The organism is Aromatoleum toluvorans (genome assembly GCF_012910905.1).
In the GTDB taxonomy this organism is placed as follows: Bacteria; Pseudomonadota; Gammaproteobacteria; order Burkholderiales; family Rhodocyclaceae; genus Aromatoleum; species Aromatoleum toluvorans.
On sequence record NZ_WTVN01000001.1, the window covers coordinates 77,841 to 102,840 of the forward strand.

The window sequence follows — 25,000 nt, forward strand, 5'->3', positions numbered from 1 at the left end:
GGATGCCAGCCGACAGCAATGTCACCCTGCGCCAGCTGCGCTACTTCATCGCCGCCGCCGAGACCGGCCAGTTCTCGATGGCCGCCGCGCGCGCCCACGTTTCGCAATCGGCCATCACCAATGCGGTACTGCTCCTTGAAGAATCGCTCGGGGTGCGTCTGTTCGACCGCAAACCTCACGGCGTGGGCCTCACCGCCGAGGGGCACAGCTTCTATCGACGCACGCGCGACATCCTCGACGCGCTCGAAGACGCTCTGCGCGAACCGCGCTTCCAGGCCCACCACTTGAAAGGCGCGATCCGCATCGGTGCTTCGTACACCGTGCTCGGCTATTTCCTGCCCCCGCTACTCGCCCGCTTTCGCGCAAACTATCCGGACGTCGAACTCGACCTCCACGACATGAACCGCGAAGCCATCGAAGCCGGGGTCGCGGCCGGCGACATCGAGCTGGGCGTGGTGATCCTGTCCAACGTCGTCGAACGCGAACGCTTCGGCCACCACGTACTGCTGCGCTCGCGCCGCCAGCTATGGACTTCGGCCGCCCACCCGCTCCTGCAGAAAGACAACGCGGCCCTGGCCGACGTCGCTGCCTATCCCTACATCCAGGTCACCGTCGATGAAGGCGAACTGTCGACGCAGCGTTATTGGACAGCCAAGGGTATTCGGCCCGACATCGCGTTTCGTACCGGCTCGGTCGAAGCGCTGCGCGGGCTCGTCGCACACGGCTTCGGCGTCACCATCCTGTCGGACATGGTGTATCGGCCGTGGTCGCTGGAAGGCAAGAAGATCGAGGCCCGCCCCATCCTCGATGTGGTACCCGACATGGAAGTCGGGCTGATCTGGCGGCACGACGGCACGCTAGAACGACCCGCCGACGCGTTCAGGCAGTTCCTGATACAGGCTTGCGGGAGCTGAGCTGCGCGACGGTCTGAAGGGGAGTGGCGGCCTTACATGGGAGTCGTAATTGCCGCCAAGGGACTAAAGTCGCAAGGCAAGCACCAGCGACACGAAGAGCAGCGCCGAGGCGTTGCCGATCATGACGATAGAGGCGACTTTGTCGGGCTCCTGATTGAAGCGTTCGGCGAAGATGAAGTTTACAACCGCAGGTGGCAGGGCTCCGAAAACGACGAGGATGTCCTGCTCCACCGTTGTCAGGCCTCCGAACGGGCCATAGACCCAAGCCACAGCCATGCCGGTGAGCGGTGTCAGGATTGCCCCGACGATACCGATGCGCCAAGCCCCCACCGATGCATTCGACAGCCGCACGCCGAGTGAAAAGATCATCAGGCCAATCGAGATGTCGCCGAGGATTTTGCTGGCAGTCATGATTGGCGGCAAGACAGTGAAACCGGAGAGGCTCACGGTGATACCCAGGGTCGCCGCGACGAATACCGGCTCCTGCCAGAGTGCGCCGAGCCGCATCTGGCGACTCATCAGCCAGGGATGAAGGGCGAACTGGAGCAGTGTTTCCACCAGCATCAGCACCAGCGCCGCACCGAGCGCCTGCTCGCCGAAGGCCAGCACGATCAGCGGCAGCCCCATGTTGCCGGAATTGTTGAACATGACCGGTGGCACCAGCGTCTTCGGGTTGAAGCCGAAAGCGTGAGCGAGAGGCCACGCCAGCAGACCGGACCCCAGCACGACAACTGCGGCACCGATGGCCAGCGAAACGTTTTGCGCCAGATCAAAACTCTTTCCGGCCAGCGCCGAGAAGATCAACGCCGGCAAGAAGACCTCCATGTTCATTCGGTTCGCAGCGATCATCTCCGGCCTGTGTTTGCGCCCGTAGGCGTAACCGGCAAGCACGATGATGAAGATCGGGAAGACGATACTGACGATGCGAAGCAGCATGGCGGGCTCGAGCACGAGACGAGGCCGTCTGGCCGGCGTCCTCCGGTACCTGGACGATGTTGCGGGAGATGCTTACTTCGCGGCCGCACGCGCGGCGGACACGCCCGCGCGCAGCGCCAGCAGGTAGCTATCTACGCCGAAGCCGCAGATCTGGCCCTTCACGATCTCGGCGAATACCGAGTGGTGACGGAACTGCTCGCGGGCATGGATGTTCGACATGTGCAGTTCCACGATCGGGCAGGTGAGGATCGCCAGCGCATCGCGGATGCCGTAGCTGTAATGCGTCCACGCTCCGGCGTTGATGAGCACGGCGTCGACCTGGTCGAAGAAGCCCTGATGGATGCGTTCGACCATCTCGGCTTCGCTGTTAGTCTGGAAGCTTTCGATTTCGGCGTCCAGTTCGCGGCCAAGCGCACGCAGTTGCTCGTCGATTTCCGCGAGCGTGATCGTGCCGTACTGCACCGGGTCGCGCTTGCCGAACATGTTGTGGTTGATGCCGTGGAGCATGAGCACTTTCATGATGTTTCCTTGTGGCTTAGTGCTAAGGGCGCACCCGTGCAATCACTGGACTACACAGGCGCGGTTTCCGTACGGACTGCACGGGTATTGGTCGTCCAGCTTCAGCGGTCTACTTGCGGCGGATCGCTTCGAGGTCTGCGTACATGGCCTTGACGGTGTCCTCACCGACGCTGGCGGTGTGCTTGTCGATCACCGGCTTGACTTTGTCGCGCAGGCGCTGCGTCTCGGCCGCCGACAGTTCCGTTACCTGCATGCCGGCCTTCTTCAGATCCTCGAGTGCCTCGGCCGCCTGCTGGCGCGACACCTCGCGCTGGTAGCGTGTGGCCTCTGCTGCTGCGTCGGACATGATCTTCTTCTCGTCCGCGCTCATCGCATCCCACAGTTTCTTGCTGATGATGACCGACTGCGGGTTGTAGACGTGGCGGGTCACGGCGACGTGCTTCTGCACTTCGTTCAGCTTGGCCGCGCGAATCACGGTGAAGGGGTTTTCCTGCCCGTCCACCGCCTTCTGCTCGAGCGCGTTATAGACCTCCGGCCACGCGAGCGGAGTCGGGTTCGCACCCAGTGTGCTGAACAGGTCGACATAGATCGGGGACTGGATGACGCGCAACTTCAGCCCCGCGATGTCTTCGAGCCTGGTGATCGGATGCTTGCTGTTCGTGATATTGCGGAAACCGAGCTCCCAATAGGCAAGGCCAATGATGCCCTTGTCGGCGAGCTTGGCATGCAGGCTTTTGCCAAAGTTGCCGTCGGTAACCGCGTCGACTTCCTGTGGGTTGGCGAACAGGAAGGGGAAGTCGTAGATGGCGAATTCTTTCGCCTGGGCCTGCAGGATCCCGGAGTTGAGCACGGTCATCTCGATCGTGCCGCCTTGGATTGCGGAGACGGTCTGGACGTCGCCGCCGAGCTGGCCGCCCGGGAAGAGCTTGACCTTGATCTTGTTGTCGGACTTCGCGCTCACGAGGTCGGCGAACTTCTGGGCGCCCATTTCCTGCGGATGGCCTTTGTTGTTCTGGAACGCGAACTTGATCGTGCGCTCCTTGATGTCCGCGGCGCTGGCGGCGACCGGAAGCAGTGCGGCGACAGTGACGCAAAGCGCGCTGCGTAGAAATCCTTTCATGTGTGTCTCCTCTGGTTTGACTACATCGAGGGCAGATCGCCTCTCAAAATAAAACACGGTTTCTGCAGAAGCGGCGAAGTCGCGATTCTGGTCGCTGGTTGCACGAAACTCGATGCCGGCTTCAGGTCAGCGGTACGGTGAGCTGCGCAATCATTGGGCGGGTATCCGGCCGCACACCCCGCCACCAGAAGAACGCCTTGGCCGCCTGCTCGACAAGCATTCCGACACCGTCAGCGAGCCGGCCCACGCCGGCCCCCTGCGCAAGACGCAGGAATGGGGTCAGCCCTTTGCCATAGGCAAGTTCGTAGGCGAGGCTGTCGGGCCGGAAGACGTCGGTGTGAACCGGTGGCAGCTCGCTGCGCAGGCTTGCCGAAGTCGCATTGACGACGATATCGAACGAGCGATGATCGAGATCGGCATAGCCGAGGCCGACGATGTTCCCGTAGGGCGCGAACTGTGCTGCGAGCGCCTGCGCCTTCTCCGCCGTGCGATTGACGAGCACGAGTTCGGCCGGCTGCGCCGCGAGGAAGGGTTGCAGCGCACCGCGTGCGGCACCACCGCCCCCCATCAGCAACACCCGCTTGCCGCACATCAGCCGGCCGAGGTTTTGTTCGACGTCGCGCAGCAGGCCGACGCCGTCGAAGTTATCGGCGTACACCTTGCCGCCTTCGAACTTCAGCGCATTGACCGCACCAGCGAGGTGCGCGCGATCGGTAAGGTCCGTCGCGTAGGCGAATGCGTCGAGCTTGAAGGGGGCGGTGACGTTCATGCCCCGGCCGCCCGCTTCGCGGAAAGCCGTCGCCGCGGCGGCAAAGCCACCAAGTGGGGCTTCGAGCGCGGTGTATTCGAGCGCCTGGCCGCTGTTCTTGGCGAAGGCGGTGTGGATCAGCGGCGATTTCGTGTGGCCGATCGGACTACCGATCACGGCGTAACGGTCCATTGTTGGCTCCTTACAAACGGGATACGGCTTCTTCGGCGTACAGCACGCCGTCGCGCACCATCGCGTCGATGTCGGCATCCGCGTAGCCGAGGCTCGCGGCGATCTCGCGGTTGTGCTGGCCAAGCAGCGGCGCCGCCTCGGTGATCGTGGTGTCGCAACCGGAGAAGCGGTACGGCAGATTGGCGAGACTGACCTTGCCGAGCACCGGATGCTCCTGTTCGACCAACATGCCACGCGCCTGGATTTGCGGGTCGGCGAGCACCTCGGCGATGTCCTGCACCTTGGCCGAGGGCACGTCGATCGCGTCGAGCGCGGCGAGGCACTGCGCGACCGTGCGCTCGGCGGTCCATGCCCGCACGACCGGCAGGATGTCGAGACGGTGCTCGTTGCGACCGCCCGCACTGTGGAAACGGGTGTCCTGCGCGAAGCCGGGATTTCCGGTCTCCTCGCCCACGAGCCTGGCGAAGCGCTTCCACGCATCGTCGACCTGCGCCGCGATCACGAGATAACCGTCCTGCGCGGTGAACACGCCGTAGAGCGTCGAGTTCGGCATGTCGTGGCCGGTCTGCACCGGAACCTCCTTGCCGCCGGAGAGCGTGTAGCACTGCACCGCATACTCGTGCATCGACACCAGGCAGTCGTACAGCGCCATGTCGATGTGCTGGCCACGGCCCGATTTCACGCGTCCGAGAAGCGCTGCGCAGATGGCGCCGACCGCATTGCTGCCGGTGAAGATATCCCCCAGCGCAATGCGCAACAGCGGCGGCGCCTCGCCCGGTTCGCCGACCATCGCCATGATCCCGCTTTTTGCTTCTGCGATTAGGCCGAAGCCGGCGCGGTGCGAATCCGGCCCGGTGTGCCCGTAGGCCGAGATCGAGCAATAGACGAGACCGGGATTCCTTTTCGACAAGTCTTCGTAGCCGAGGCCCAGCTTCTTCAGCGCGCCGGGGCGATAGTTCTCGATGAAGACGTCGGCGCCGTCACACAGCTTTTCCAGCATCTCGCGGCCGCGCGGATCCTTGATGTTGATGCACAGGCCCTTCTTGCCCATGTTCTGCTGCAGGTAGTAGCCGCTCGTCAGGCCATCGACGAGCCAGGCATGCTGGCGGCCGGCGTCGCCGGTGGTCGGGCGCTCGATCTTGATGACCTCGGCACCGAGCGCCGCGAGGCAGCGGCTCAAGTAGGGGCCGGCGAGGAAGTGGCTGTAGTCGATGACGCGGATGCCGGAGAGCGGTTGCGCTTGTGCGTTCATGGACTGCTCCTTACGCGGTCGCCTGCGGGCGGCGCGGGATCATCAGGCGGTGCTCGCCGCGCTGCACGACTTCACCGTTCTGGTTGATCAGTTCCGACGGCAGCACGACGATGCCCCAGCCCGGCTTGCTTTTCGACGCGCGCATCGTGCCGACACGAAACTTCACGCGCAGCGTGTCGTTGATCCTGATTGGCAGCAGGAAGTCCCACGTCCAGCCGAGCGACATGCCAGGCAGGAAGCGATATTCGCACTGGGTCTTGAGGCCGTCGGCGATCGAAAGACCCAGCAGGCCGTGCGCGACACGGGTGCCGAAGGGCGTCGTCTTCGCGTAATCTTCGTCGACGTGCACCGGGGTGAAGTCGCCGGTGAGTTCAGCATAGGCACTGATGCGCGCCTCGGTCACGGCGTAGGCCGGACTGACGCATTCGTCGCCCTCCTGCGCGTCGTCCCAGTAACGTTCGGGGGTCTGGAATTCCCGTTTGGGGATATTGATCATATCGTTCTCGGGTACGGGGTTATTGGTTCAGGCGCGCGGCTTGAGCGCGAGCGCCTCGGCGACGGCATTGCCGTTCGCCTGGATGAGTTCGATGGCGAGGCCGTCGGGCAACTGCAGCCAGTTGCGTCCCTGCGGCAGTTCCCTGACCTCCCAGGCGCGCGCCGCGTCGAGCGCCGCTTCGAGGTTCTCGACCATGATCCCGAGGTGGGCGAGCCAGCCGGCATCATTGCTCGGCGGGGCCTTGAAGCCCGGCACCGACATCAGCTGCATGCCGCCGATGGTCCATACCTGGTAGGGCGCCTGCCCTTCCGGCGTGGTCTCGCGGATCGTCATGCCGAGCACGTCGCGGAAGAAGCGGATATGCCAGTAGATGTCGGCGACGCGGATTGCGACGTGCTCGACGTAGGCGCGGTGAGTGGTCGTCATCGTCGTCACGTCATGCCTTGGCGGCGAAGTTCGCGAGCCAGTGCTCGATCCCCTTGATGCTCGCGACCAGCGCCTGATTGACTGGCGTGGACACGGCGGTCTTTTCGCCCCAGCGCACGACCGAACCGTTGATGAAATCGATCTCGGTGGCGTCGCCCTTCTCCAGGCTCTGCAGCATCGAGGCCTTGAAGTCCGGCGGCAGGCCTTCCGCCGCCTTGATCCAAGCGTCCTTCGGCGCGCGCGTCGACAGTTCGACCCCGGCAGCCTTCGCCACCGCCATCGCCTCGCCGACCGCCGCCAGCGCGCAGTCCATCACCTCCGGAATCTTGTACAGACCGCCGTAGGGCAGGCGCGTGATGCCCGAGAGCGCGCCGGTCGCCACATTGACGAGCAGCTTGTCCCAGATCGTGCCCATGATGTTCGCGCTGACGGTGGTCTCGAGGCCGGCGCGGTTGAACTCCGCCGCCACCGCTTGCACGCGCTCGCTGACCGTGCCGTCGAGTTCGCCGATGATGGTTTCCTTTCCGCGCGTGCCGGCGATGATGTGCCCCGCCCCCAGCAGCACGCCGCCGACATAGGTCTTGCCGGCGAGCACGCGGTGGCGGCCGACGACTTCGGCGAGGATATCCTCGTGCCCGAGGCCGTTCTGCAGCGACAGCACCAGCGTGTGCTCGCCGATGATCGAGGTCGCGCCTTCGATCGCTTCCTGGGTATGGAAGGACTTCACCAGCACGATCACCAGGTCCACCGGGCCGATGCCCTCGCACGAGGTGCGCGCCTTGGCCTTCACGAAGCGCTCGCGGTCGCCGTCGCGCACCCGCAGGCCGTCGCGGTTGATCGCGTCGACGTGTTCCTGCAGACGATTGATCAGGACCACCTCCGACCCGGCTTCCGCCAGCACGCTACCGATCGAACATCCCAGTGCGCCTGCACCGAGCACGCAAATCTTCATGTCCCGCTCCTTTCCATTCGTTCGACTCGTCATCGAGTGATGGGCGAACTTTAGGGGTGGCTGGACATGTCGTAAATGCAGCACATACAATAGATCACATTGCAATTCTCAATATTGCGGGACAGATGAACCCAGCCGCCGACGGCGATGCGGCCCTGCTCGACATCAAGCTCCTGCGGCTCTTCGACCTGCTCTACAGCACCCACAGCGTCACCCGCGCGGCGGAGCAGCTGGGCCAGAGCCAGCCGACCGTGAGCATCTGGCTCGCAAGGCTGCGCGAGCAGTTGGCGGACCCCCTTTTCGTCCGCACACCGGCCGGCATGCAGCCGACGCCGCGCGCCGACGCGCTGATCCCGATCGCGCGCGAGGCGCTCGAAGCGTTGCGTCGTCTCTCGACGGAGGACACGAGCTTCGAGGCGGCAAGCGCGGAGCGGCGCTTCTGCATCTGCATGACGGACGCGAGCCACGTCACGCTGCTGCCTCAATTGCTCGCGCACGTGAGATCCGCGGCGCCGGGCGTGCGCCTGGAAGCCGGCCGTATCGACGCGACGACAGGGGAGCGCCTGCAGTCGGGCGAAGCCGACCTTGCGCTGGGTCTGATTCCGGAGCTGGGCGCCGGCTTCTATCAGCAGGTGTTATTCACGCAGGACTGGGTATGCCTCGCCAACCGCCACCACCCGCGGATCGGAGAGGCGCTTACGCTAGACGACTACCGCCGCGAAAGCCATGTCGGCATCGTTTCCGGCACCGGCCATCGCTTTCTCGCGAGCGCGCTCGCGTCGCACGGCGTCGAGCGCAGAGTGGTGCTCGAACTGCCAGGCTTCCTGGGCCTAGCTGCGATCGTATCGACGACAGATGTGATCGTGACGCTGCCGCTGCAGATCGGCGAGACGCTTGCGCGCAGCGCGGACCTGCGCGTATTCCCCTGCCCCTTCGCCATCCCGTCGTTCACGGTGAAGCAGCACTGGCACGCCCGCTATCACCACGACGCGGGCAACCGCTGGTTACGTGGCGTGTGCGCAGGTTTGTTTCTGCGCAGCTAGAGCAGCGGTGCTACACGGACAAGTCCGACGACTCCAACCTCCCCGGCGAGATGGTGACGACGGTCACCCTGCGCGAGGTCGCCAGCAGGGCGGAGGTGAACATTGCGCAGGAAGGCGTTCCGGAGCCGGTTCCGGTGGAGTTCTGCTCCCTTGGCTGCCAGGAGTCGCTCCACCATCTGGCGACGGCTCGTCGAACTGGAAATTCCGGATTGAAGTTCCTGCCCAGACCCTTCCGCGGGATAGGGCGCGGCCGTCATTAGAAGGAAAGGCGGGCGCTCGGGATGATTCCATGGCGGAGTGACTGCTCTAGGCCGCTGCGTCCCAGCGGTTCAACCCTCATGCCACCGCCGACAGGTCAGGCCGAACCGCTGACGAGGTCATTGCCGAGGGAACATCACAACTGAGTGATGAATGGTCGCACGAAGTGCCCTTTGGATACCGCAGCAGACAGCACCGAGCGAATCCCGCTGCCATAGCCGCCGCGACCAATCGCAGCGCGCCGACCTACCCGACCTTCAGGTCGTCACCGTGCGCTTCAGGACCAGCGGCACGCCGCCCGTGCTGCGCTTGACCATCCATTGCGCCAGCGCCGAATCCATGTAGGTCGCATGGCCCGGAAACCAATCCTCGAGCGCGACAGCGAGGCGGCGCCCGACCTCGATGTTGCCCGCCGCGACCATCTGCTGCACTTCGCGCACTGACGCCATGACCTTCTCGTGTTCCTCGACGTGGCAGTCCCGCGCCGGGAAGTTTCCTGCCGACATCCAGGCGGCTTCCTCCGCGAAGTGGTGCTCGGCGTGGGCGGCGAAACGGTCGAGCAGCACCGGGAAGACTTCGTCTCCGACAACCTGCATGGCGTGCACGAGCTCGACGAACTCGTGGTGGATGTCGTCCATCGGCCCATAGCCGAGGAGGAATTCGTCGCTCCAGGGGGTCGCCTGCTCGCTCATTTCCGGTCTCCGTTCAGGTATTCGGCAGGCCGCGCGGGCCGCCCATGCCGATCATCGCGAGGAATTCGCGGCGCGTCGAGGCGTCTTCGCGAAACGCGCCGACCATCCGGCTGGTGACGAGGCCTGCGCCGGGCTTGTGCACCCCGCGCGTGGTCATGCACTGGTGGGACGCCTCGATGACAACCGCGACGCCCTTGGGTTGCAGCACGGAGTGCAGCGTGTCGGCGATCTGCACCGTCATTTTTTCCTGGATCTGCAGGCGTTTTGCGTAGATCTCGACCAGCCGCGCGAGCTTGGAGATGCCGACCACGCGGTGGTTCGGGAGGTAACCGATGTGCGCCTTGCCGATGATCGGCGCCATGTGGTGCTCGCAGTGGCTTTCGAAGCGGATGTCGTTCATGACGATCATCTCGTCGTAGCCCTCGACCTCGGAGAAGGTGCGAGCCAGGATTTCGGCCGGGTCCTGCGAATAGCCGGCGAAGAATTCTTCGTAGGCGCGCACGACGCGCGAGGGCGTATCGACGAGCCCCTCGCGGCCCGGTTCGTCGCCGGCCCAGCGGATAAGGGTGCGTACGGCGTCTTCCGCCGCCTCGCGCGATACGCCACCGCGCAGGTCCGCGTCACCGGCGTCGTCGGTTTGCCCTTCTTTCATGCTGCGTTCTCCCGTTTGTCCTGCGGCGTGCGGGGGCGCCCGTGACGCAGGGCGTCCCCACAGAAGAAAGAGCGGGACCGTGTTGCCGAGGTCCCGTAAACCGGCAGCGCACCGCGCACCGTCGGAGGAGAAGACATAATCTGCGTCACGCCCGCGCGGTCTGGTCTGCTCAGAGCGAGCGGGCGATGATTTCCTTCATGATCTCGGACGTGCCACCGTAGATACGCGCGACGCGTGCATCGACCCAAGCACGGCTGATCTTGTACTCGCTCATGAAGCCGTAGCCGCCGTGCAGCTGCAGAAGTTCGTCGAGCACCTTGCCCTGCATCTCGGAACCGACCAGCTTGCACATCGCGCCGACCTCGGGCGAGAGTTCGCCGCGCATGGCCTTGCCCAGGCAGTCGTCCACAAACACGCGCAGCATGGTTGCCTGCGCCTTGCATTCGGCGAGCTTGAACTTGGTGTTCTGGAAATCGAAGACCGTCTTGCCGAACACCTTGCGCTCGCGCACGTACTCGAGCGTGTCGTCGATCAGCGCCTCGATGGAGGCGGCAGCGCGAATGCCGATGATGGTGCGTTCCCACGCGAGCTGGTGCGTGAGATAGCCGAAGCCCTTGTTCTCGTCGCCGAGGCGATTCTCGACCGGGACACGGACGTCGTCGAAGAAGAGTTCCGAGGTGTCCTGGCCCTTCAGTCCGATCTTTTCAAGCAGCCGGCCTTTGGAGAATCCGGGGCGATCGGCCTCGACGCAGATCAGCGTGAGCTCCTTCGCATTGGGGTCGAGCTTGGTCGCGGTGACCATCAGGTCCGCGTTGCCACCGTTGGTGATGAAGGTCTTCTGGCCGTTGATGACGTATTCGTCGCCATCGCGCCGTGCGCTGGTGCGCATCGAGCGCAGGTCGGAACCGATGCCGGGCTCGCTCATCGCGATGACGCCGATGATCTCGCCCGCAACCATCCGCGGCAGCCACTTCTTCTTCTGCGCCTCGCTGCCGTAGGCAACGATGTAAGGGGCGACGATCTCGGAGTGGGTCGTGAAGCCGATCGCGGTCGCATTGACCCGCGCCAGCTCCTCGATCATCACCGCCGAGTGGCCGAAATCGCCACCCGCACCGCCGTATTCCTCCGGCACCGTCGAGCACAGCAGGCCGACCTCGCCCGCCTTGCGCCAGACCGACTTCGGCACGATCCCGACCGCCTCCCACTCGTGCAGGTGGGGGACGATCTCGTTCTCGATGAAGCGCCGCGCCATCTCGCGGAACATTTCATGATCTTCACGGAATACGGTCCGCATCCTTGTTCCTCCGCCTGTTCTCGTGCAGTTTCCCGGCTCAGCGGCCGGTGAATTTCGGTTCGCGCTTCTCGACGAAGGCTGCGACCGCTTCCATGTGATCTTCGGTGTGATGGGCAAGCGCCTGGTAGGCCGCCGACATCTCCAGCAGCGAATCGAGACGCATGTGCTGGCCTTCCCGCAGCAGGCGCTTGGTAAGGCGCAGGCCGTGGGCCGGATTAGCCGCCATGCGCCGGGCAATGCCCAGCGCCGCGGTCTCGAGCTCGGCTGCGGGTACCACCTCGGTCACGAGGCCCCACGCGAGCGCGGTCTGGGCGTCGATCATGTCGCCGGTGAGCGCCATCAGGCTGGCCCTGGGCATACCGACGATGCGCGGCAGCAGCCACGCACCGCCATCACCCGGCACGATGCCGAGCTTCACGAAGCTTTCCGCGAACTTCGCGGTGTCGGCGGCGATGCGCACATCGCACATGCACGCCAAGTCCAGGCCCGCGCCGATCGCCGGTCCGTTCATCGCCGCGATGACGGGCACGTCCAGGTCGTAAAGGCACAGCGGGATGCGCTGGATGCCATTGCGGTAGCTCTCGCGCACCTCATAGGGCGACCCGGCAAAGATGCCGCCGCGTTCGCGCATGTCCTTGACGTTGCCGCCGGCACAGAAAGCCGGTCCGTTGCCGGTGAGTACGACGACCTTGATCGAGCGGTCCGTGCGGACGTTGGCGCACAGGTCGACGAACTCCTGCATCTGTGACGGGTCGGAGAGCGCGTTGCGCGTCTCCGGGCTATCCATGCGGACGGTGAGGATGGCGTCCTCGCGTTCGAGGATCAGAAAGGGTTTCATGCTGCAGTCTCCTCGTATGCGGCGAGCACGCCGGCGGTAACCGATGGCCACAATGCCTGGGAGCCGGCGCCGCAGAGCGCGCGACCGAGCTGCTGCGACCAGTCGGTGAGCGAGCCGAACTCGCTGCGCCACGACCACAGCCTGCGGGTCGTCAGGTGCAGGGCGTGTTCGTGGGTGAAGCCGATCGCGCCATGCACGGCGTGGGCGACACCCGCCCCGATCCCCGCGGCCTCGGAGGCGCAGATCTTGGCCGCCATCACCGGCAGGCGTGCGAGCCGATCGTCCGACTCGGCGAAGGCCGCTTCGGCGGACATCACGGAGGCCGCCGCATGTTCGGCGAGGACTGCAATCTGGTGCTGGATCGCCTGGAAACTGCCGATCGGCTTGCCGAACTGCACGCGCTCACCGGCATACGTGGTGGCCATCGCCAACACGGTTTCGAGCGCGCCCGCAATCTGCGCGGCACGCATCATTGCACCGCCAAGCTTGAGCACGTCGGCCGACAGTGCCGTCGGCAAAGCCGCGCTTGCGAGCGGCACCACCGCTTCGAATTTGAGCGTGTCGCGCGGTTCGGCGGCCGTATTCACGGTACGCACCACCGTCGCCGCCTCGGTCGGCAGGAGCACCACCGCCGGCGCCGCGCCCGCTGCGACGGCCACCACGTGGCGGACGTGGCGCCCCCATGGCACATCGACAGCGGCCCCGGTCACACGGCCGTTTTCCAGGCGCAGTGTGCCGCGCGCGGCAACACTCAGCGTTCCCAACACGGCGGCCAGTCCGCTCGCACCCAGCAACCAATTGGCGAGCATCGCTTCGGGCAGCGGCAGCGGGAGGTTGAAGCGGCCGGCCAGACGCAGCACACCACATACATCCGCCCACGTGGCACCTGCACCGCCGAGCGACTCCGGCACCAGTGCCAGCGTGAATCCGGATGCTTCGACAGCCGTCCACAGCTCCGTCGGCCATTCGCCGCCCTCGCAAGCCAACACCGCGTCGGCGGTGACGAGGTCCGAGAACAGGCGCTCGACAGAGGAATCGAATAGGTCTCTCATGATCAACGCAGCCCCAATCCGCGCGCGATGATGCCGCGGAGAATCTCCCGCGTGCCGCCGCGCAGTGAAAACGATGGCGCCATCTGGGTCAGATAGGCCAGCACCTGGGCGTGGTCGCTGCCGCCCTGAACGGTTGGCGGAAGCTCGCACAACAGCTGCGCGACTTCCGGAATCTCTTGCTCGAAAACCGCACCGAGATCCTTCACGACCGAGGCCTCCCACGCCGGGTTGTTGCCCGCCGCGAGTTGGGCCGTCACCGCCAACGACATGTTGCGCAGCGTCACCAGTCGCGCGGCGAAGCGGCCGATCTCCTTGGCCTGCAGGGCATCAGGACTACGGCCCACCGCGTCGATGAGCGTGTGGAGCAGCGCGATCGAGCTGAGGAAGCGCTCGGGACCGCTGCGTTCGAAGGCGAGTTCGGCGGTGACCTGCCCCCAGCCCTGCCCTTCGGTACCGATGATGGCGTCGGCATCGAGTACGAGTTCGTCGAAGAAGACCTCGTTGAAATGCTCGGCGCCCGTCAGGTCCTTGATCGGCCGGATGGTGATGCCCGGCAGACTGAGGTCGATGATGAACTGCGAGAGTCCTTCCTGGCGCTTGCTGTTCTCGCCGGTGCGTACCAACGCGATCATGTAGTGCGAGCGGTGGGCGTTGGTGGTCCACACCTTCTGCCCATTCACCACCCACTTGTCCCCTTCACGGCGTGCGCGCGTCTTGATCGAAGCGAGGTCGGAGCCCGAATTGGGCTCGCTCATGCCGATGCAGAAAAACTGTTCGCCGCGGCAGATCGCCGGCAGGTGGCGTTCTTTCTGCGCATCGGTGCCGTAGTGCAGGATCTGCGGGCCGCTCTGGCGATCGGCGAACCAGTGCGCGGACACGGGCGCGCCAGCGGCGAGCAGCTCCTCGATCACGACGTAGCGCGCGAAGGGACTCGCCTCGCCACCACCATGGCGCTTGGGCAGGGCCATGCCGACCCAGCCCTTCGCTCCCAGGCGACGGCTGAATTCGGCGTCGAACCCCATCCAGGAATCCGCACGGCGGACCGCCGGGTAATCCTTCAGGGCTTCGGCGAGGAAGGCGCGCACTTCCGCACGAAGTGCTTCGGCCTCCGGCGGAATGCGACTGTACTTGAACTGGTCTATGGACATGGCGCGTTCGATAGTGGGCCGTCGGCTTGAGCAACGGCGTGGATGACCCGGGTCGCGTCGCCCGCTAATGGCACGGACGACCATCGGCCGGCGGACACGCCGCGCGTGCCCGCCAACCGCACTGCAACCGGACTCAGAGCGCGGTCTGCGCGTCCGCCGAGGCGAACATCTTGTTGATGTCGCCCGAGGTCACCGGCTTGCTGGGGTCGCGTTGCGGAGCTGCGCCGCCGAGACCCAGCGCCGGCTCGATGCTGACATGCGTCGCCTGCGCGCGCAGCGCGCCGACGGTGCAGTTCTCGCGCCCCAGGATGGCGAACGGGTCATACGAGAATTCGCGCATCGCGTTGAGGTGGCTGATCTTGTTGATGATGTCGTCGGGCAGGTTCTTCGCCTGCTGCCAGAACACGTCCGCGGAGTTCGGCCAGGTGCAGTCCGAGTGCGGGTAGTCGCACTCCCAGGTGACCATATCGACGTTGATCGAGTCGAGGTTCCTGAGCCCGAACGCATCCTCGATGAAGCAGGTGATGACGTGCTCGTTGAAGATGTCGCTGGGCTTCTTGCCGCCGAAGTTCGAGTTCGTCCAGGCGTGGTGATGGTTGTGCGTGAAATCGGCGCGCTCAAGCAGATACGGGATCCAGCCGATGCCGCCTTCCGACAGGGCCATGCGCAGCTTGGGGTACTTCTTCCACATCGGCGCCCAGATCCAGTCCGCCGCCGAGTTGGAGATCGAGATCGGCATCGAAGTGATCCAGGCGTCGATCGGCGATTCGTCCGAGGCGTGAGCCGCCTTCACGCCGGTGCCGATGTGGCAGCAGATCACGACGTTGTTCTCTTCGCACGCCTTCCACAGGGGATCCCAGTGCGGGTTGTGGATGGACGGGTAGCCATGAACGGTCGGGTTGTCGGACAGCGTGATGGCATGCACACCCTGATCGGCCATGCGCTTCACCTCGGCCGCAGCGGCCTGCATGTCCCACCATGGCACCATCATCAAGGGGATGAAGCGACCCGGAGCAGCATTGCACCAGTCGTGCAGGTGCCAGTCGTTGTAGGCCTGGATGGCTGCAAGGCTGACGCCCTTGTCCGGCATGACCTGGAAGCGCTGACCGGCGAAACCGGGGAAGGTCGGGAAACACAGCGACCCGAGCACGCCGTTCGCATTCATGTCGTCGACCCGCGCCTTGATGTCCCAGGTACCACGGCGCATCTGTTCGTAGGAGAGCGGCTCCATGCCGTACTCCTCCTTCGGACGCCCGACCACCGAGTTCAGCCCCATGTAGCCCGTTGCCTGCTCCTCGAACACCCAGATGTCGCGGCCGTTGCGGTTTTCGACACGCGGCTGGCGGCCCTTGTACTTGGCGGGCATGTGGCGGTCGAAGGCGCCACGCGGTTCGATCGCATGGTCATCGACGCTGACAAGGATGAGATCTTCGAGCTTCATGTGTGTGTCCCCTGTTGGAGTGGCGTCCGCGTTGGGCGCGAACCGGTTATGAGCCTCTATCTTAGAGCAAGAAATTCGTTTTGTTAAACACTTTTTTGTATTGTGTTCATGTTTAACAAAATTTCCATCTCGGCCACTGGCTCAGCCGGTCCGCGCGTCACCTCAATCCCAGATGACCGGGACGGAGTGAGGGCCGCGAAGCTGTGCGCCGGTAATCCGCGGCTTCGGCTGGTCCGGGTCGAGGCGGATGTTGGGGAACAGATCGAGAATGGCGTTCAGCGCCACCTGGAGCTCGGTCTTGGCGATGAACTGCCCGATGCACATGTGAGGGCCGAAGCCGAAGCCGAATGAAGGCTTGAGCTTGCGATCGATGTCGAACTCTTCGCTGTTCTCGAAGGCTTCCTCGTCGCGGTTGGCGGAAGAAACGATGCACTGGACCATGGCACCCTTCGGGATCCGGACGCCGCCAAGTTCGAGATCCTGCGCCGCCTGACGCACCTTGAAGGTCGCCACGGGCTCGAACCGGATCGCTTCGTCGATGGCCTTGCCGACCAGACTGCGATCCTTGCGGACCCTGTCGAGCACGTCCGGGCGCTCGAGCAGCAACACCATCAGCGAGCCGAAGGTCCGCGTCGTGGTCTCACCGGCTGCCGGGAGCAGCGAACGCACGAAGGTGGTGATCTCGTGGTCGTCGAGCTTGCGCCCTTCGTATTCGGCACGGATCAGGCGGCTGATGAGGTCGTTTCCTTCGGCACCGCGTTGGCGCACGGCGACGACGGCTTCCTTGACCGCGTCGTAGAGCGCCTTTGCGGCTTCCATTGCAGCCTTGCGTGCAATCGCGGCCTTCTCGGCATCGACCTGGGGGCCGGCAAGGATCGCCAGCGCCCACGCCGCATACTGTTCGACCTTCTCGGGTTCGTCGTCGGGAAAACCGATCAGCGCGTAGATCAGGCGAATCGGGAAGTGGAGGCCGAAGTCCATCAGGTCGGCCTTCTTCTTCGGCACCAGCGGCAGCAGGTACTCGTTGCGCACGATGGGATCCATCTTGCTGTCGCGCCACGTGTTGACCACGTCGGGCATGAAGATGGGCTGCAGCAGGCCGCGTGCCTTCTTGTGCGCCTCGCCGTCCATGCCGGTGAGGATCAGGCCGTCGAAGAAGGCCCCCAGCCCTTCGGCGATGAAACCGCTGGTGTAGTTTGCGGCATCGCGCAGGACGGTCATCACGTCCTTGTATTTGAACACGGTGTAGGTCGGCCGGTTCGGATCCAGCCCTGCGATGTTCGGCACGCCGAGCTTGCCCATGAAGTTCTCGGCAATGATCGGCGAGTTCTTCCGCATCTCGCGGTAGATCGCATGCAGATCGACATCCTCACCGCGGTAGTTGTCGGCCACTCCGGCGAACGCGCTCTCCAGCGTAACGTCCTTGACACTGCTCATTTCGTCTTCCTCCGTTGGCGCACCGCCCGGTCGTGAACGAACACGCTGTGCCGGCCATGTGCAATGGCCTCGACACGGTGCCTTCACGCCGGATAAGACGGCGCTGTTTCTGAACACTTTTGCGCATAGTGCTCCATTTAATGCGTACTGCCAAGTGTTCAAGCAGGGACCAGGGCAGGCCGGAGGACACCTGCCCTGCCTGGGGCGGGAATGCGGACGTGGCGCGCGTTAGTGCAGCCGACAGTGCAACGGTTCTCGCTCCTGCATCACGGAATCATGAGTCCACCGTCGACGGCTAGCGTCTGGCCGCTGATGAAGCGAGCCCCGTCGCTCATCATGAACACCACGAAAGGCGTCATGTCGCGATCGGGGTCGCCGAGCTTGCCGCCGAGCGGGATCAACCCGGCCATCATCGCGTCGTGCGCCCGCAGGGCATCTTGGTCCATTCGTGCGCGGTGGGCGTCGTACATGGGTGTCCACATGCCCGGCGCAGCGGCATTCACGCTGATGCCGTGTCGCCCCCACTCCTTCGCCACCGTTCGGGTCCAGCCGAGGACCGCTGCCTTGGCGGCCGAATAGTGGGCACACCCGGGCAGCCCCATGACCCCCGCCGCGGAGCCGAAGTTGAGGATGCGACCGCCCTTCTCCCGCAGATGCGGAAAGACGGCCTGGTTGGTGTTCAGGGTACCGCGCGCATTGACGTCGAATATGAGGTCCCAGTCGGCCTCGACGATCGCTTCGGCCGGCGCCGCGCGCTCGACGCCGGCGATGTTCACCAGTCCGTCGAGGCCGCCCAACCAGGCGACGGCCTGCGCGACGATCCTATCGACTTCGGCACGCTCGCGAATGTCGCAGTGGAAATACCTCGCCTCGCCCGAGGCTCCCACATTGGCGCGCGCCACTTCCGCGCGGCCAGCCTCGTCATTCACGTCCAGCGCCGCCAGCCGCGCACCGGCCGCCACCAGTCCGCGCAGTGCACTCGCACCGATGCCCCCTGCGGTGCCGGTCACGATGAGGCGCTTTCCGCTCAGCTGCATGTCCTCTCCTCCTGTTGTGGATGTTCCTCGCGGCGCCCGGGAGCCCCGTTGTCCGTGTCGATCCGCCGGGCCTGCAGGCCCCCGAGACCGAGCGCCGCGGCCATCACCCAGAACAGCACGGCCGCGCCGGCACTCGCCCCAATGGCGCCAAAAAGGAGGGGCATCGCGGTCATCCAGGCGTGCACCGTCATCGAGCGGAAAGCCAGCGCCTCGCCGTGCCGCTCGCGGGGCGTGACCTGATGCAGCGTCGCGAGAATCGTCGGTTGGATCGCGCCCAGCGCAAGGCCGAGGGTCGCGGCGCACAGCGCCATGGCCCATGCACTCTGGAGCAGTGGATACAGCACGAACACCAGACACGTGATGAAAAGCGCCCCCGCAAGCAAATGGCGTCGCGGCAGGCGTTCGGCCACAAACGGGATCACGACGCGCACCGACATCGACGCCACCGCATAGGCCGCCAGCACCGCCCCCAGCGCCGATGCGCTGAAGCCGCGTTCGACCCCGAGAATCGGCAACGCGAAGCCATGCACGTCCCAACTGGCCGACACCAGCCAGTTGACGAGGAGCAGGCGCCGGAACGACGGCAGGCGGAGCAGGCCCCAAGCGGACGGCTGCTTGCGGTTCAACGCGGAGACCGGCGCCCGGCTTTCATGCGGGACCGCCTGGGCGATCACCAGGGTCGCGAACGGAAGCAGCGCGAGCGCGGCGAACGCCGCCGAAAAGCCGAGATGATCGATCAACACGCCGGCCATCATCGGCCCGAAGAGTCCCGCCACGGCCGGAGCGAGCGCGATCCAGCTGAACACGCGAAGTCGATCCGCCTCGTCCCGCGCGAATCGGCTGGCCGTGCGCTGGATCGCGATCATGCCGAAGCCCGAGCCCGCGCCGCACAACGCAGCGGCCGCACACAGGGCAATGAGATGGGGTACCGACGCTGCGAGCAACGCACCCGCGAGCGACAGGCCGGCCGCAATGCGCAGCGGCAGATGGTAGCCGTGCCGATCGGCAAGCCGTCCGGCCGGGATCGCGAAGATCGCGGGAAATAGCGCGAACATCGTCATGACGAGCCCCACTGCCCACTCGGAATGCCCCAGCCGCAGGACGCTCAGCGGCGCGGCCAGGCGAGCCCCCTGCACGCAGGCGTGCAGTCCGACCTGGCATGCGACCAGCGCCACCAGGGCGCTGCGCATGGATGCCGGGGAAACCCCGTGCCCATTCACGCCCGCACCTCGATCCCCGCGATCGCCGCTTCGAGCAGGCGCACCGCGGACGAATGATGCTGCGCGCCGGTTTCCGCCGGAGCCTTGCCTGCGCAGGATCGCGCATGGCTGGCCTCGAGCATGATGCCGAGCTTGAAGCGTGCCATCGCGACGTACCAATTGATCGCCGACAGATCGCGCGCGCTGCGCTGGCGATAGTGTTCGACGAGTTCGGCGGTCGAGGGAAGACCGTCGGCGGGCGCGATGCGGATGGTGCCGGCGCCCCGCCCGTCGCGGTCGGGCCAGGTCGCGACGAGCCAGCCGAGGTCGAGCAGCGGATCCCCCAGCGTCGCAAGCTCCCAGTCGATGATCGCTGCAAGCGCCGGCCGGTCATGCCGGAACATCACGTTGCCGAAGTGATAATCGCCGTGCATCAGCCCCGGAACGTTGGCTGCCGGCACGTGCGCTTCGAGCCAGTCGGCCACCTCGCGCACACCAGGCAGCGCCTGCGGCCCCGGCCAACCGGGCTGCTCCGCGCAGCGCTCGAGGTGCATGAGCCAGCGCGGCACTTGCCGCTCAAGAAACCCTTCCGGCCGCCCGAAGTCCGCCAGTCCGACCGCATCGGGCGCGACCTCGCCCAGGCGCAGCAAGGCATCGACCATCGACAGCCCCATCGCATGGCGCCACGTCGGATCAGTGGCATAGAGCCCCCGGAGCGGCGTGGGCGTTGCGGTAAAGCCATCCACCGGAGCCATCAGGTAGAACGGCGCACCGAGCACCGACGCATCCCTGCAGGCAGCAATCAGGCGCGGGTGGGGTACCGCCGTGCCGGCAAGTGCTCCGAGCAGCCGCGCCTCACGGAGAAAGGTCGCGTGGATCTCGGGCTTTGCGCCCGGCGGCGGGCAGCGCAGGACGTACTCGGCGCCGTCCCGAAAAAAGCGCAGCAGGACGTTCTGCGTGCCCCCGGTGAGCGGCGTGACCGAGTCGATCGCCCCACTACCCAGCCCCTGCGCATCCATCCATTCGGCGAGTCGTCCGAGATCGACCTCCGCCGCCCACCCGTGAGCGCTCATCCCAGCACCGCGCTGAACTTCGCCCGTGCAGCGGCCTCGGCCGTCGGCCGGTGATAGTCCGGGAACAGGTCCTCGCAACCGGTGTACTCGCGCAGCAACTGCTTGGCGACGGTGACCTTGTGCACCTCGGTGGGACCGTCCGCGAGCCCCATCTGGTAGGCGCGCACGATCAGGCCGACGAAGGGCATCTCGCACGACACCCCTATCGATCCATGCACCTGCAATGCGCTCGACGCGATGTCGTGCAGCACCTTGGGCATCGTCGCCTTCACCGCGGCGATGTCCTTGCGCACCTTCATGTAGTCCTGGTACTTGTCGATGCGCCAGGCAGTGCGCATGACCAGCAGGCGGAACTGCTCGAGCTGGATCCACGCATCGGCGATCCTCTCCTGCACCATCTGCTTGTCCGCGAGCAGCGAGCCCTGGGTGCTGCGCGACAAGGCCCGCTCGCACAGCGCGTCGAGCGCCTTCTGCGACTGGCCGATGACGCGCATCGCGTGGTGCACGCGCCCCCCGCCGAGGCGCACCTGCGCGACGACGAAGGCCTCGCCCGGCGCGCCGAGCATGTTCTCCGCCGCCACCCGCACCCGGTCGAAGTTCAGGTAGCCATGAGTCGCCTCGGGATCGTCAGGGACGCCGACGTTACGGACGATCTCGATTCCCGGCGTGCAGGCAGGCACGATGAACATGCTCATGCCTTTGTAGGGCGACACGGTCGGATCGGTGATCGCCATGACGATGTAGAACGCGGCATAGCGCGCGTTCGACGCGAACCACTTCTGCCCCGAAATCAGCCAATCATTGCCATCCTGTTCGGCGCGCGTCGTGAACACTTTCGGATCGGCGCCCCCCTGCGGCTCGGTCATCGCAAAACAGGACACGATGCGGTTGTCGAGAAGCGGCTCGAGGTAGCGCGCCTTCTGTTCGGGCGTGCCGTAGTGCGCGAGGATCTCGCAGTTTCCCGAGTCGGGCGCGTGCGCACCGAACACGATGGGCGCGAACAGCGCGCGACCGAGGATCTCGTTCATCAGCGCCAGCTTGACCTGGCCATAGCCCGCCCCGCCGAGTTCCGGTCCGAGGTGGCAAGCCCACAGATTCCTGGCCTTCACCTCGCGCTGCAGTGGGCGGACCAGCGCCTCGAAGCGCGGATCGTGGATATTCCAGGGACTGCCGAGGACATGCTCGAGCGGCTCGACCTCCTCGCGCACGAAGCGGTCGATCCAGTCGAGTTCCTGCTGGAATTCCGGGTCGGTCTCAAAATCCCATGCCATCTTCGATCTCCATCAGGCGAGCAGCAGGCCACCATCGACCAGCAGGGTCTGGCCGAGCATGTAGGACGCCAGCGGCGAAGCGAGAAAGAGCGCCGCACCGGCCATCTCTTCCGGCGTGCCGAGGCGGCCGAGGGGAATATTCTTGAGCGATGCCTCCAGGCGCTTGGGGTGATCCGTCGTGATGCGGGTAAGCTTGGTCGCGACGAGCCCGGGGGCGATGCCGTTCACGCGGATGCCGTCGCGTGCCCACGCTTCGCCCAGCGTGCGGGTAAGGCCGTAGGCCCCCGTCTTGGAAGCGTTGTAGGCCGGGGTGCCGACCGTGGAATGGAAGGCCGCGGCCGAACTCACGATGATCATCGATCCGCGGCTCTCGGCGAGCATGTCGTGGAACTTGTCGCCGCAGGCCATGAGGCTCACGAGGTTCACGTTCACGACCTCCCGAAAGGCCGGCACCTTGAACTCCTCGCGGTTGTAGCGCACCGTGCCTTGCGAGCAGATCAGCACGTCGAGCCGCTCGAACGGCACCGGCGCGCACGCCACCGCATCTGCGTCGGCCACGTCCACTTGCGCATACGCGAGTCCCTCGAGGTTCGAGTCGGCCGAATCCGCATAATCGGCGGCGGTCGGTCGCGTGCCCCAGACGTGGACGCTCGCCCCGCGCCGACGGAAGGCCTGCGCCATGCCGTTGCCGATCCCGCTCGATCCTCCCACCACGAGTACCGTCTTGCCGCTGAAGTCCAGTTCGTTCACGTGTTCGTTTCTCCTTCGTCCATGCGTCAGGGATTGGTCACGGCCGCGGCGACCATGCTTTGAATCTGCCCTTCGTCGAGCCCGACCGATCGCCACACCCTGTGGCTGTGCTCGCCCAGCGCCGGCGGTGCCCGGTCAAGGGCGAGGGGCAGGTCGCAAAAGTTCCAGTACGCGCCGACCTGTTCGAGGTGCCCATACACCGCGTGCGGATAGGCGGCGTGCAGCCCCGCCCGTCGGCAGCCGTCGTCGTCGAGAAAGCTCAGACCGGGGTTTTCGAGCGCGGGCTCGCAAGGCACCCCCGCCGCGGTCAGACACTCGCAGGCCGTCTCGCGGCTGAACGCCGCAAACCAGGCCTCGCGATCGTTCCCGGCCAAGGCGGCGAGCGCCCGCGCTTCCTCCGGCCGCAGCGCGGCGACAGCCAGCCAGCCGTCCGCGCAGCGATACAGACGGTGATCCGGCGACACGCCGGTCTGCGCCGCGTCGAGGTGATCGATCGGGGACAGACTGCCGTCGGCGCGCATCACGGCCTCGCCCACGGTCAGTAGCGTCGCGCCGAGGAGCGATGCCGCCACCGCCTGTCCGTCGCCCGTTATCTGGCGCTGAAAATGCGCGAGCAGGAGTGCGAACACTGACGACAGCGCGGCGAAGTAGTCCCCGACGCCGAAGCGCAACCACATCGGCGGCCTCCCCTCGCCGCCGCATTCCACTTCCCAGCCGCAGGCCGCCTGCATCAGCTGGTCGAACCCGGGCCAGTCCTTGCGCGGTCCCAGCGGACCGTAGGAGCTGATGTGGCAATACACAAGCGCCGGATTGATCGCCTTCAGCGTTTCGTAGTCGATACCCAGCTTGTGCGCGGCCGGCAGGCGGACGTTGTGATGAACCACGTCGGCCCAGCGCACCAGCGCCGCGAGTGCCGGTTGTGCGGTCGGATCCCCGAGCTTGAGCGTCGCACCGAGCTTGCCACGCTGCGTGCCGGCGAAGATCCGTTCCAGACGGCGCATCGCATCGCCACCGGGGGGTTCCACCTTGATGACTTCGGCGCCGAGGTCGGCGAGGAGCTGCGTCGCGAAGGGCCCCGCAAGGTAGGCGCCCAGGTCGAGCACCCTGAGGCCAGTGAGGGGTGCGCTCCCCGACTGCCCCTTCGGCACGCCGTCGAATGCTTGCGCGCGCGGGACGCTCCAAGCCGGGTCCGATTCAAGCGGCAGCAACCCGCCGCGCAGGCGCGGGGGAGGGTCGGTGGTGTACGCCGGCCCGGGTTCGAACACGCGACCGAGGACGGGATCATCCACCATCACGACAAATCCGTTGGCACGCGCCTGTTCGTCGCGGTATATCTCACCGAAAGGGGCCGCCACCTGTGCGGCCACGTCGTGCTGCCAGAAGTGTTCGACCCATTCCTGCGCGGGGCGCGTGGCAATGATTGCTCTATTCGCGCCGAAGTTTGGCGCAACGTGGCTGGGCGGATATTTCGCGTTCTCCGCCGCGACCGCCTCGGGCCCCATCGCTGCGAGCGCCTCTGCCATCCAAGGCGCCTTGTCCGGCGAGTAGTGCACATGGATCCAGCGCCCGTCGAAGCATCGGTGCAGCGGAATAGGCGTCGTCTTGTCGAGCCCTTTCGCGAACACCGGTGTCGGAGTCTCGGCGCGTGACCAGTGCATGCTCATCGGTGCGAGCGCGGCCTGGGCGAGGCTGGTGTGAGCCGCCCCGCCGCGCCCGTCGCGTCGACGTGCGATCAGACGCGCCATCACCCCGATGACGCAGAACCAGGCGGCGAGCCAACTCGCGAATGGCATGCGGACGAAGATCGGGCCCGGCCGATGACCAGGCTGCTCGTCGAGCAGACCCAAGCGCGCGAGCACGAGCGATTCCCGCGGCAAGGCCTCGGCGAGTGGATGCCGGGATGGCCAGCCGGTGATTGCCGAGACAACAAGCTGCGGGCATGCTGCAGCAAGCACGTCGTCCGCCAGCCCCAACGCTGCCGCACGGCGAGGTATGAAGTCGTGGATCAACACGTCGGCGTCGGCCAGCAAGGCACGCAGACGCCCGCGCCCATCATCGCGATCCAGGTCGAGCTCGACCCGACGCTTTCCCCTGTTGAGAACGGAGAACAAGGCCGTGCCCTGCTCCGCATCGCTGCCCGGCGCTTCGATGCGGATGACTTCCGCACCCGCCTCCGAGAGCAGCAACCCGGCCGCCGGACCGGGGATGCCGCATGCGATCTCGACGACGCGGATACCGGCGAGGATGCCTTCGTGCATCG

The 25,000-nt window shown here is 65.7% G+C and carries 24 protein-coding genes; 2 read left to right on the forward strand and 22 right to left on the reverse strand.

Annotated features, from left to right (window positions below; all coding sequences use genetic code 11):
• Positions 1–2: 2 nt before the first annotated feature.
• The gene (locus GPA22_RS00355) at positions 3–914 is read left to right on the forward strand and encodes a LysR family transcriptional regulator (RefSeq protein ID WP_169254127.1); all 912 of its coding nucleotides are present in this window, start codon (positions 3–5) and stop codon (positions 912–914) included.
• A 63-nt stretch (positions 915–977) separates the two neighbouring features.
• Here the strand turns inward: GPA22_RS00355 and GPA22_RS00360 are convergent, their stop codons facing one another.
• From GPA22_RS00360 to GPA22_RS00395, 8 genes are all read right to left on the reverse strand, one after another.
• Positions 978–1,850, reverse strand: coding sequence for an AEC family transporter (locus tag GPA22_RS00360; protein WP_169254128.1), 873 nt, complete (start codon positions 1,848–1,850; stop codon positions 978–980).
• Positions 1,851–1,922: 72 nt separating this feature from the next.
• Complete coding sequence (gene aroQ / locus GPA22_RS00365; RefSeq protein WP_211168851.1) at positions 1,923–2,369, reverse strand: type II 3-dehydroquinate dehydratase; 447 nt, start codon at positions 2,367–2,369, stop codon at positions 1,923–1,925.
• Between the two features lie 109 nt (positions 2,370–2,478).
• A complete protein-coding gene (locus GPA22_RS00370; protein WP_169254129.1) occupies positions 2,479–3,489 on the reverse strand; it encodes a TRAP transporter substrate-binding protein in 1,011 nt (336 codons plus the stop codon).
• A gap of 121 nt (positions 3,490–3,610) precedes the next feature.
• Entirely contained in the window at positions 3,611–4,429 is an 819-nt protein-coding gene (gene aroE / locus GPA22_RS00375; protein WP_169254130.1) for a shikimate dehydrogenase, read from the reverse strand.
• Between the two features lie 10 nt (positions 4,430–4,439).
• Positions 4,440–5,681: a CaiB/BaiF CoA transferase family protein gene (locus tag GPA22_RS00380; RefSeq protein WP_169254131.1), complete on the reverse strand. Its 1,242-nt coding sequence runs from the start codon at positions 5,679–5,681 to the stop codon at positions 4,440–4,442.
• A gap of 10 nt (positions 5,682–5,691) precedes the next feature.
• On the reverse strand, positions 5,692–6,177 hold the full coding sequence (locus GPA22_RS00385; protein ID WP_169254132.1) for a MaoC family dehydratase: 486 nt from the start codon (positions 6,175–6,177) through the stop codon (positions 5,692–5,694).
• A gap of 27 nt (positions 6,178–6,204) precedes the next feature.
• Positions 6,205–6,603 (reverse strand): VOC family protein, encoded by a 399-nt coding sequence (locus tag GPA22_RS00390; protein ID WP_169254133.1) that lies wholly within the window; start codon positions 6,601–6,603, stop codon positions 6,205–6,207.
• A 10-nt stretch (positions 6,604–6,613) separates the two neighbouring features.
• Complete coding sequence (locus tag GPA22_RS00395) at positions 6,614–7,555, reverse strand: ketopantoate reductase family protein (protein ID WP_169254134.1); 942 nt, start codon at positions 7,553–7,555, stop codon at positions 6,614–6,616.
• A 125-nt stretch (positions 7,556–7,680) separates the two neighbouring features.
• On the opposite strand from GPA22_RS00395, the gene GPA22_RS00400 reads away from it, so the two are divergent.
• Positions 7,681–8,598, forward strand: a complete 918-nt coding sequence (locus GPA22_RS00400) for a LysR family transcriptional regulator (protein ID WP_169254135.1) — start codon at positions 7,681–7,683, stop codon at positions 8,596–8,598.
• 515 nt (positions 8,599–9,113) lie between these two features.
• On the opposite strand, the gene GPA22_RS00405 is transcribed toward GPA22_RS00400, so the two are convergent.
• The 14 genes from GPA22_RS00405 to GPA22_RS00470 form a co-directional block, all read right to left on the reverse strand.
• Positions 9,114–9,548: a bacteriohemerythrin gene (locus tag GPA22_RS00405; protein WP_169254136.1), complete on the reverse strand. Its 435-nt coding sequence runs from the start codon at positions 9,546–9,548 to the stop codon at positions 9,114–9,116.
• A gap of 13 nt (positions 9,549–9,561) precedes the next feature.
• The gene (gene folE / locus GPA22_RS00410; RefSeq protein ID WP_050416190.1) at positions 9,562–10,200 is read right to left on the reverse strand and encodes a GTP cyclohydrolase I FolE; all 639 of its coding nucleotides are present in this window, start codon (positions 10,198–10,200) and stop codon (positions 9,562–9,564) included.
• A gap of 169 nt (positions 10,201–10,369) precedes the next feature.
• Entirely contained in the window at positions 10,370–11,494 is a 1,125-nt protein-coding gene (locus tag GPA22_RS00415) for an acyl-CoA dehydrogenase family protein (RefSeq protein ID WP_096447416.1), read from the reverse strand.
• A gap of 37 nt (positions 11,495–11,531) precedes the next feature.
• A complete protein-coding gene (locus GPA22_RS00420) occupies positions 11,532–12,332 on the reverse strand; it encodes a crotonase/enoyl-CoA hydratase family protein (RefSeq protein ID WP_169141487.1) in 801 nt (266 codons plus the stop codon).
• Positions 12,329–13,384 carry an acyl-CoA dehydrogenase family protein gene (locus GPA22_RS00425; RefSeq protein WP_169254137.1) on the reverse strand — a complete coding sequence of 352 codons (1,056 nt, stop codon included), beginning with the start codon at positions 13,382–13,384 and terminating at the stop codon, positions 12,329–12,331. The genes GPA22_RS00420 and GPA22_RS00425 overlap by 4 nt, the downstream gene beginning before the upstream one ends.
• Positions 13,385–13,386: 2 nt before the next feature.
• Positions 13,387–14,532 carry an acyl-CoA dehydrogenase family protein gene (locus GPA22_RS00430; protein WP_169254138.1) on the reverse strand — a complete coding sequence of 382 codons (1,146 nt, stop codon included), beginning with the start codon at positions 14,530–14,532 and terminating at the stop codon, positions 13,387–13,389.
• A gap of 133 nt (positions 14,533–14,665) precedes the next feature.
• On the reverse strand, positions 14,666–15,973 hold the full coding sequence (locus GPA22_RS00435) for an amidohydrolase family protein (RefSeq protein ID WP_169254139.1): 1,308 nt from the start codon (positions 15,971–15,973) through the stop codon (positions 14,666–14,668).
• A 162-nt stretch (positions 15,974–16,135) separates the two neighbouring features.
• A complete protein-coding gene (locus GPA22_RS00440) occupies positions 16,136–17,410 on the reverse strand; it encodes a cytochrome P450 (protein WP_169254140.1) in 1,275 nt (424 codons plus the stop codon).
• Positions 17,411–17,676: 266 nt separating this feature from the next.
• Entirely contained in the window at positions 17,677–18,447 is a 771-nt protein-coding gene (locus GPA22_RS00445; RefSeq protein WP_169204545.1) for an SDR family NAD(P)-dependent oxidoreductase, read from the reverse strand.
• Positions 18,438–19,637 (reverse strand): MFS transporter, encoded by a 1,200-nt coding sequence (locus tag GPA22_RS00450; RefSeq protein ID WP_169204546.1) that lies wholly within the window; start codon positions 19,635–19,637, stop codon positions 18,438–18,440. Before GPA22_RS00450 ends, GPA22_RS00445 begins: the two co-directional genes overlap by 10 nt.
• A gap of 26 nt (positions 19,638–19,663) precedes the next feature.
• Complete coding sequence (locus GPA22_RS00455; protein ID WP_169204547.1) at positions 19,664–20,719, reverse strand: phosphotransferase family protein; 1,056 nt, start codon at positions 20,717–20,719, stop codon at positions 19,664–19,666.
• Entirely contained in the window at positions 20,716–21,990 is a 1,275-nt protein-coding gene (locus GPA22_RS00460; protein ID WP_169204548.1) for an acyl-CoA dehydrogenase family protein, read from the reverse strand. The genes GPA22_RS00455 and GPA22_RS00460 overlap by 4 nt, the downstream gene beginning before the upstream one ends.
• 12 nt (positions 21,991–22,002) lie before the next feature.
• Positions 22,003–22,740 (reverse strand): SDR family NAD(P)-dependent oxidoreductase, encoded by a 738-nt coding sequence (locus GPA22_RS00465; protein ID WP_096447434.1) that lies wholly within the window; start codon positions 22,738–22,740, stop codon positions 22,003–22,005.
• A gap of 26 nt (positions 22,741–22,766) precedes the next feature.
• The gene (locus GPA22_RS00470; protein ID WP_169204549.1) at positions 22,767–24,998 is read right to left on the reverse strand and encodes a CoA transferase; all 2,232 of its coding nucleotides are present in this window, start codon (positions 24,996–24,998) and stop codon (positions 22,767–22,769) included.
• Positions 24,999–25,000: the final 2 nt, after the last annotated feature.

Excerpts from the sequence above, each read along its gene's own strand:
- GPA22_RS00455 (WP_169204547.1), bottom strand. The coding sequence starts at position 20,719 with ATGAGCGCTCACGGGTGGGCGGCGGAGGTCGATCTCGGACGACTCGCC.
- GPA22_RS00425 (WP_169254137.1), bottom strand. The coding sequence starts at position 13,384 with ATGAGAGACCTATTCGATTCCTCTGTCGAGCGCCTGTTCTCGGACCTC.
- GPA22_RS00430 (WP_169254138.1), bottom strand. The coding sequence starts at position 14,532 with ATGTCCATAGACCAGTTCAAGTACAGTCGCATTCCGCCGGAGGCCGAA.
- GPA22_RS00370 (WP_169254129.1), bottom strand. The coding sequence starts at position 3,489 with ATGAAAGGATTTCTACGCAGCGCGCTTTGCGTCACTGTCGCCGCACTG.
- GPA22_RS00435 (WP_169254139.1), bottom strand. The coding sequence starts at position 15,973 with ATGAAGCTCGAAGATCTCATCCTTGTCAGCGTCGATGACCATGCGATC.
- aroE (WP_169254130.1), bottom strand. The coding sequence starts at position 4,429 with ATGGACCGTTACGCCGTGATCGGTAGTCCGATCGGCCACACGAAATCG.
- folE (WP_050416190.1), bottom strand. The coding sequence starts at position 10,200 with ATGAAAGAAGGGCAAACCGACGACGCCGGTGACGCGGACCTGCGCGGT.
- GPA22_RS00400 (WP_169254135.1), top strand. The coding sequence starts at position 7,681 with ATGAACCCAGCCGCCGACGGCGATGCGGCCCTGCTCGACATCAAGCTC.
- GPA22_RS00355 (WP_169254127.1), top strand. The coding sequence starts at position 3 with ATGCCAGCCGACAGCAATGTCACCCTGCGCCAGCTGCGCTACTTCATC.
- GPA22_RS00380 (WP_169254131.1), bottom strand. The coding sequence starts at position 5,681 with ATGAACGCACAAGCGCAACCGCTCTCCGGCATCCGCGTCATCGACTAC.
- GPA22_RS00360 (WP_169254128.1), bottom strand. The coding sequence starts at position 1,850 with ATGCTGCTTCGCATCGTCAGTATCGTCTTCCCGATCTTCATCATCGTG.
- GPA22_RS00415 (WP_096447416.1), bottom strand. The coding sequence starts at position 11,494 with ATGCGGACCGTATTCCGTGAAGATCATGAAATGTTCCGCGAGATGGCG.
- GPA22_RS00460 (WP_169204548.1), bottom strand. The coding sequence starts at position 21,990 with ATGGCATGGGATTTTGAGACCGACCCGGAATTCCAGCAGGAACTCGAC.
- GPA22_RS00390 (WP_169254133.1), bottom strand. The coding sequence starts at position 6,603 with ATGACGACCACTCACCGCGCCTACGTCGAGCACGTCGCAATCCGCGTC.
- aroQ (WP_211168851.1), bottom strand. The coding sequence starts at position 2,369 with ATGAAAGTGCTCATGCTCCACGGCATCAACCACAACATGTTCGGCAAG.
- GPA22_RS00440 (WP_169254140.1), bottom strand. The coding sequence starts at position 17,410 with ATGAGCAGTGTCAAGGACGTTACGCTGGAGAGCGCGTTCGCCGGAGTG.
- GPA22_RS00450 (WP_169204546.1), bottom strand. The coding sequence starts at position 19,637 with ATGCGCAGCGCCCTGGTGGCGCTGGTCGCATGCCAGGTCGGACTGCAC.
- GPA22_RS00420 (WP_169141487.1), bottom strand. The coding sequence starts at position 12,332 with ATGAAACCCTTTCTGATCCTCGAACGCGAGGACGCCATCCTCACCGTC.
- GPA22_RS00445 (WP_169204545.1), bottom strand. The coding sequence starts at position 18,447 with ATGCAGCTGAGCGGAAAGCGCCTCATCGTGACCGGCACCGCAGGGGGC.
- GPA22_RS00405 (WP_169254136.1), bottom strand. The coding sequence starts at position 9,548 with ATGAGCGAGCAGGCGACCCCCTGGAGCGACGAATTCCTCCTCGGCTAT.
- GPA22_RS00470 (WP_169204549.1), bottom strand. The coding sequence starts at position 24,998 with ATGCACGAAGGCATCCTCGCCGGTATCCGCGTCGTCGAGATCGCATGC.
- GPA22_RS00395 (WP_169254134.1), bottom strand. The coding sequence starts at position 7,555 with ATGAAGATTTGCGTGCTCGGTGCAGGCGCACTGGGATGTTCGATCGGT.
- GPA22_RS00385 (WP_169254132.1), bottom strand. The coding sequence starts at position 6,177 with ATGATCAATATCCCCAAACGGGAATTCCAGACCCCCGAACGTTACTGG.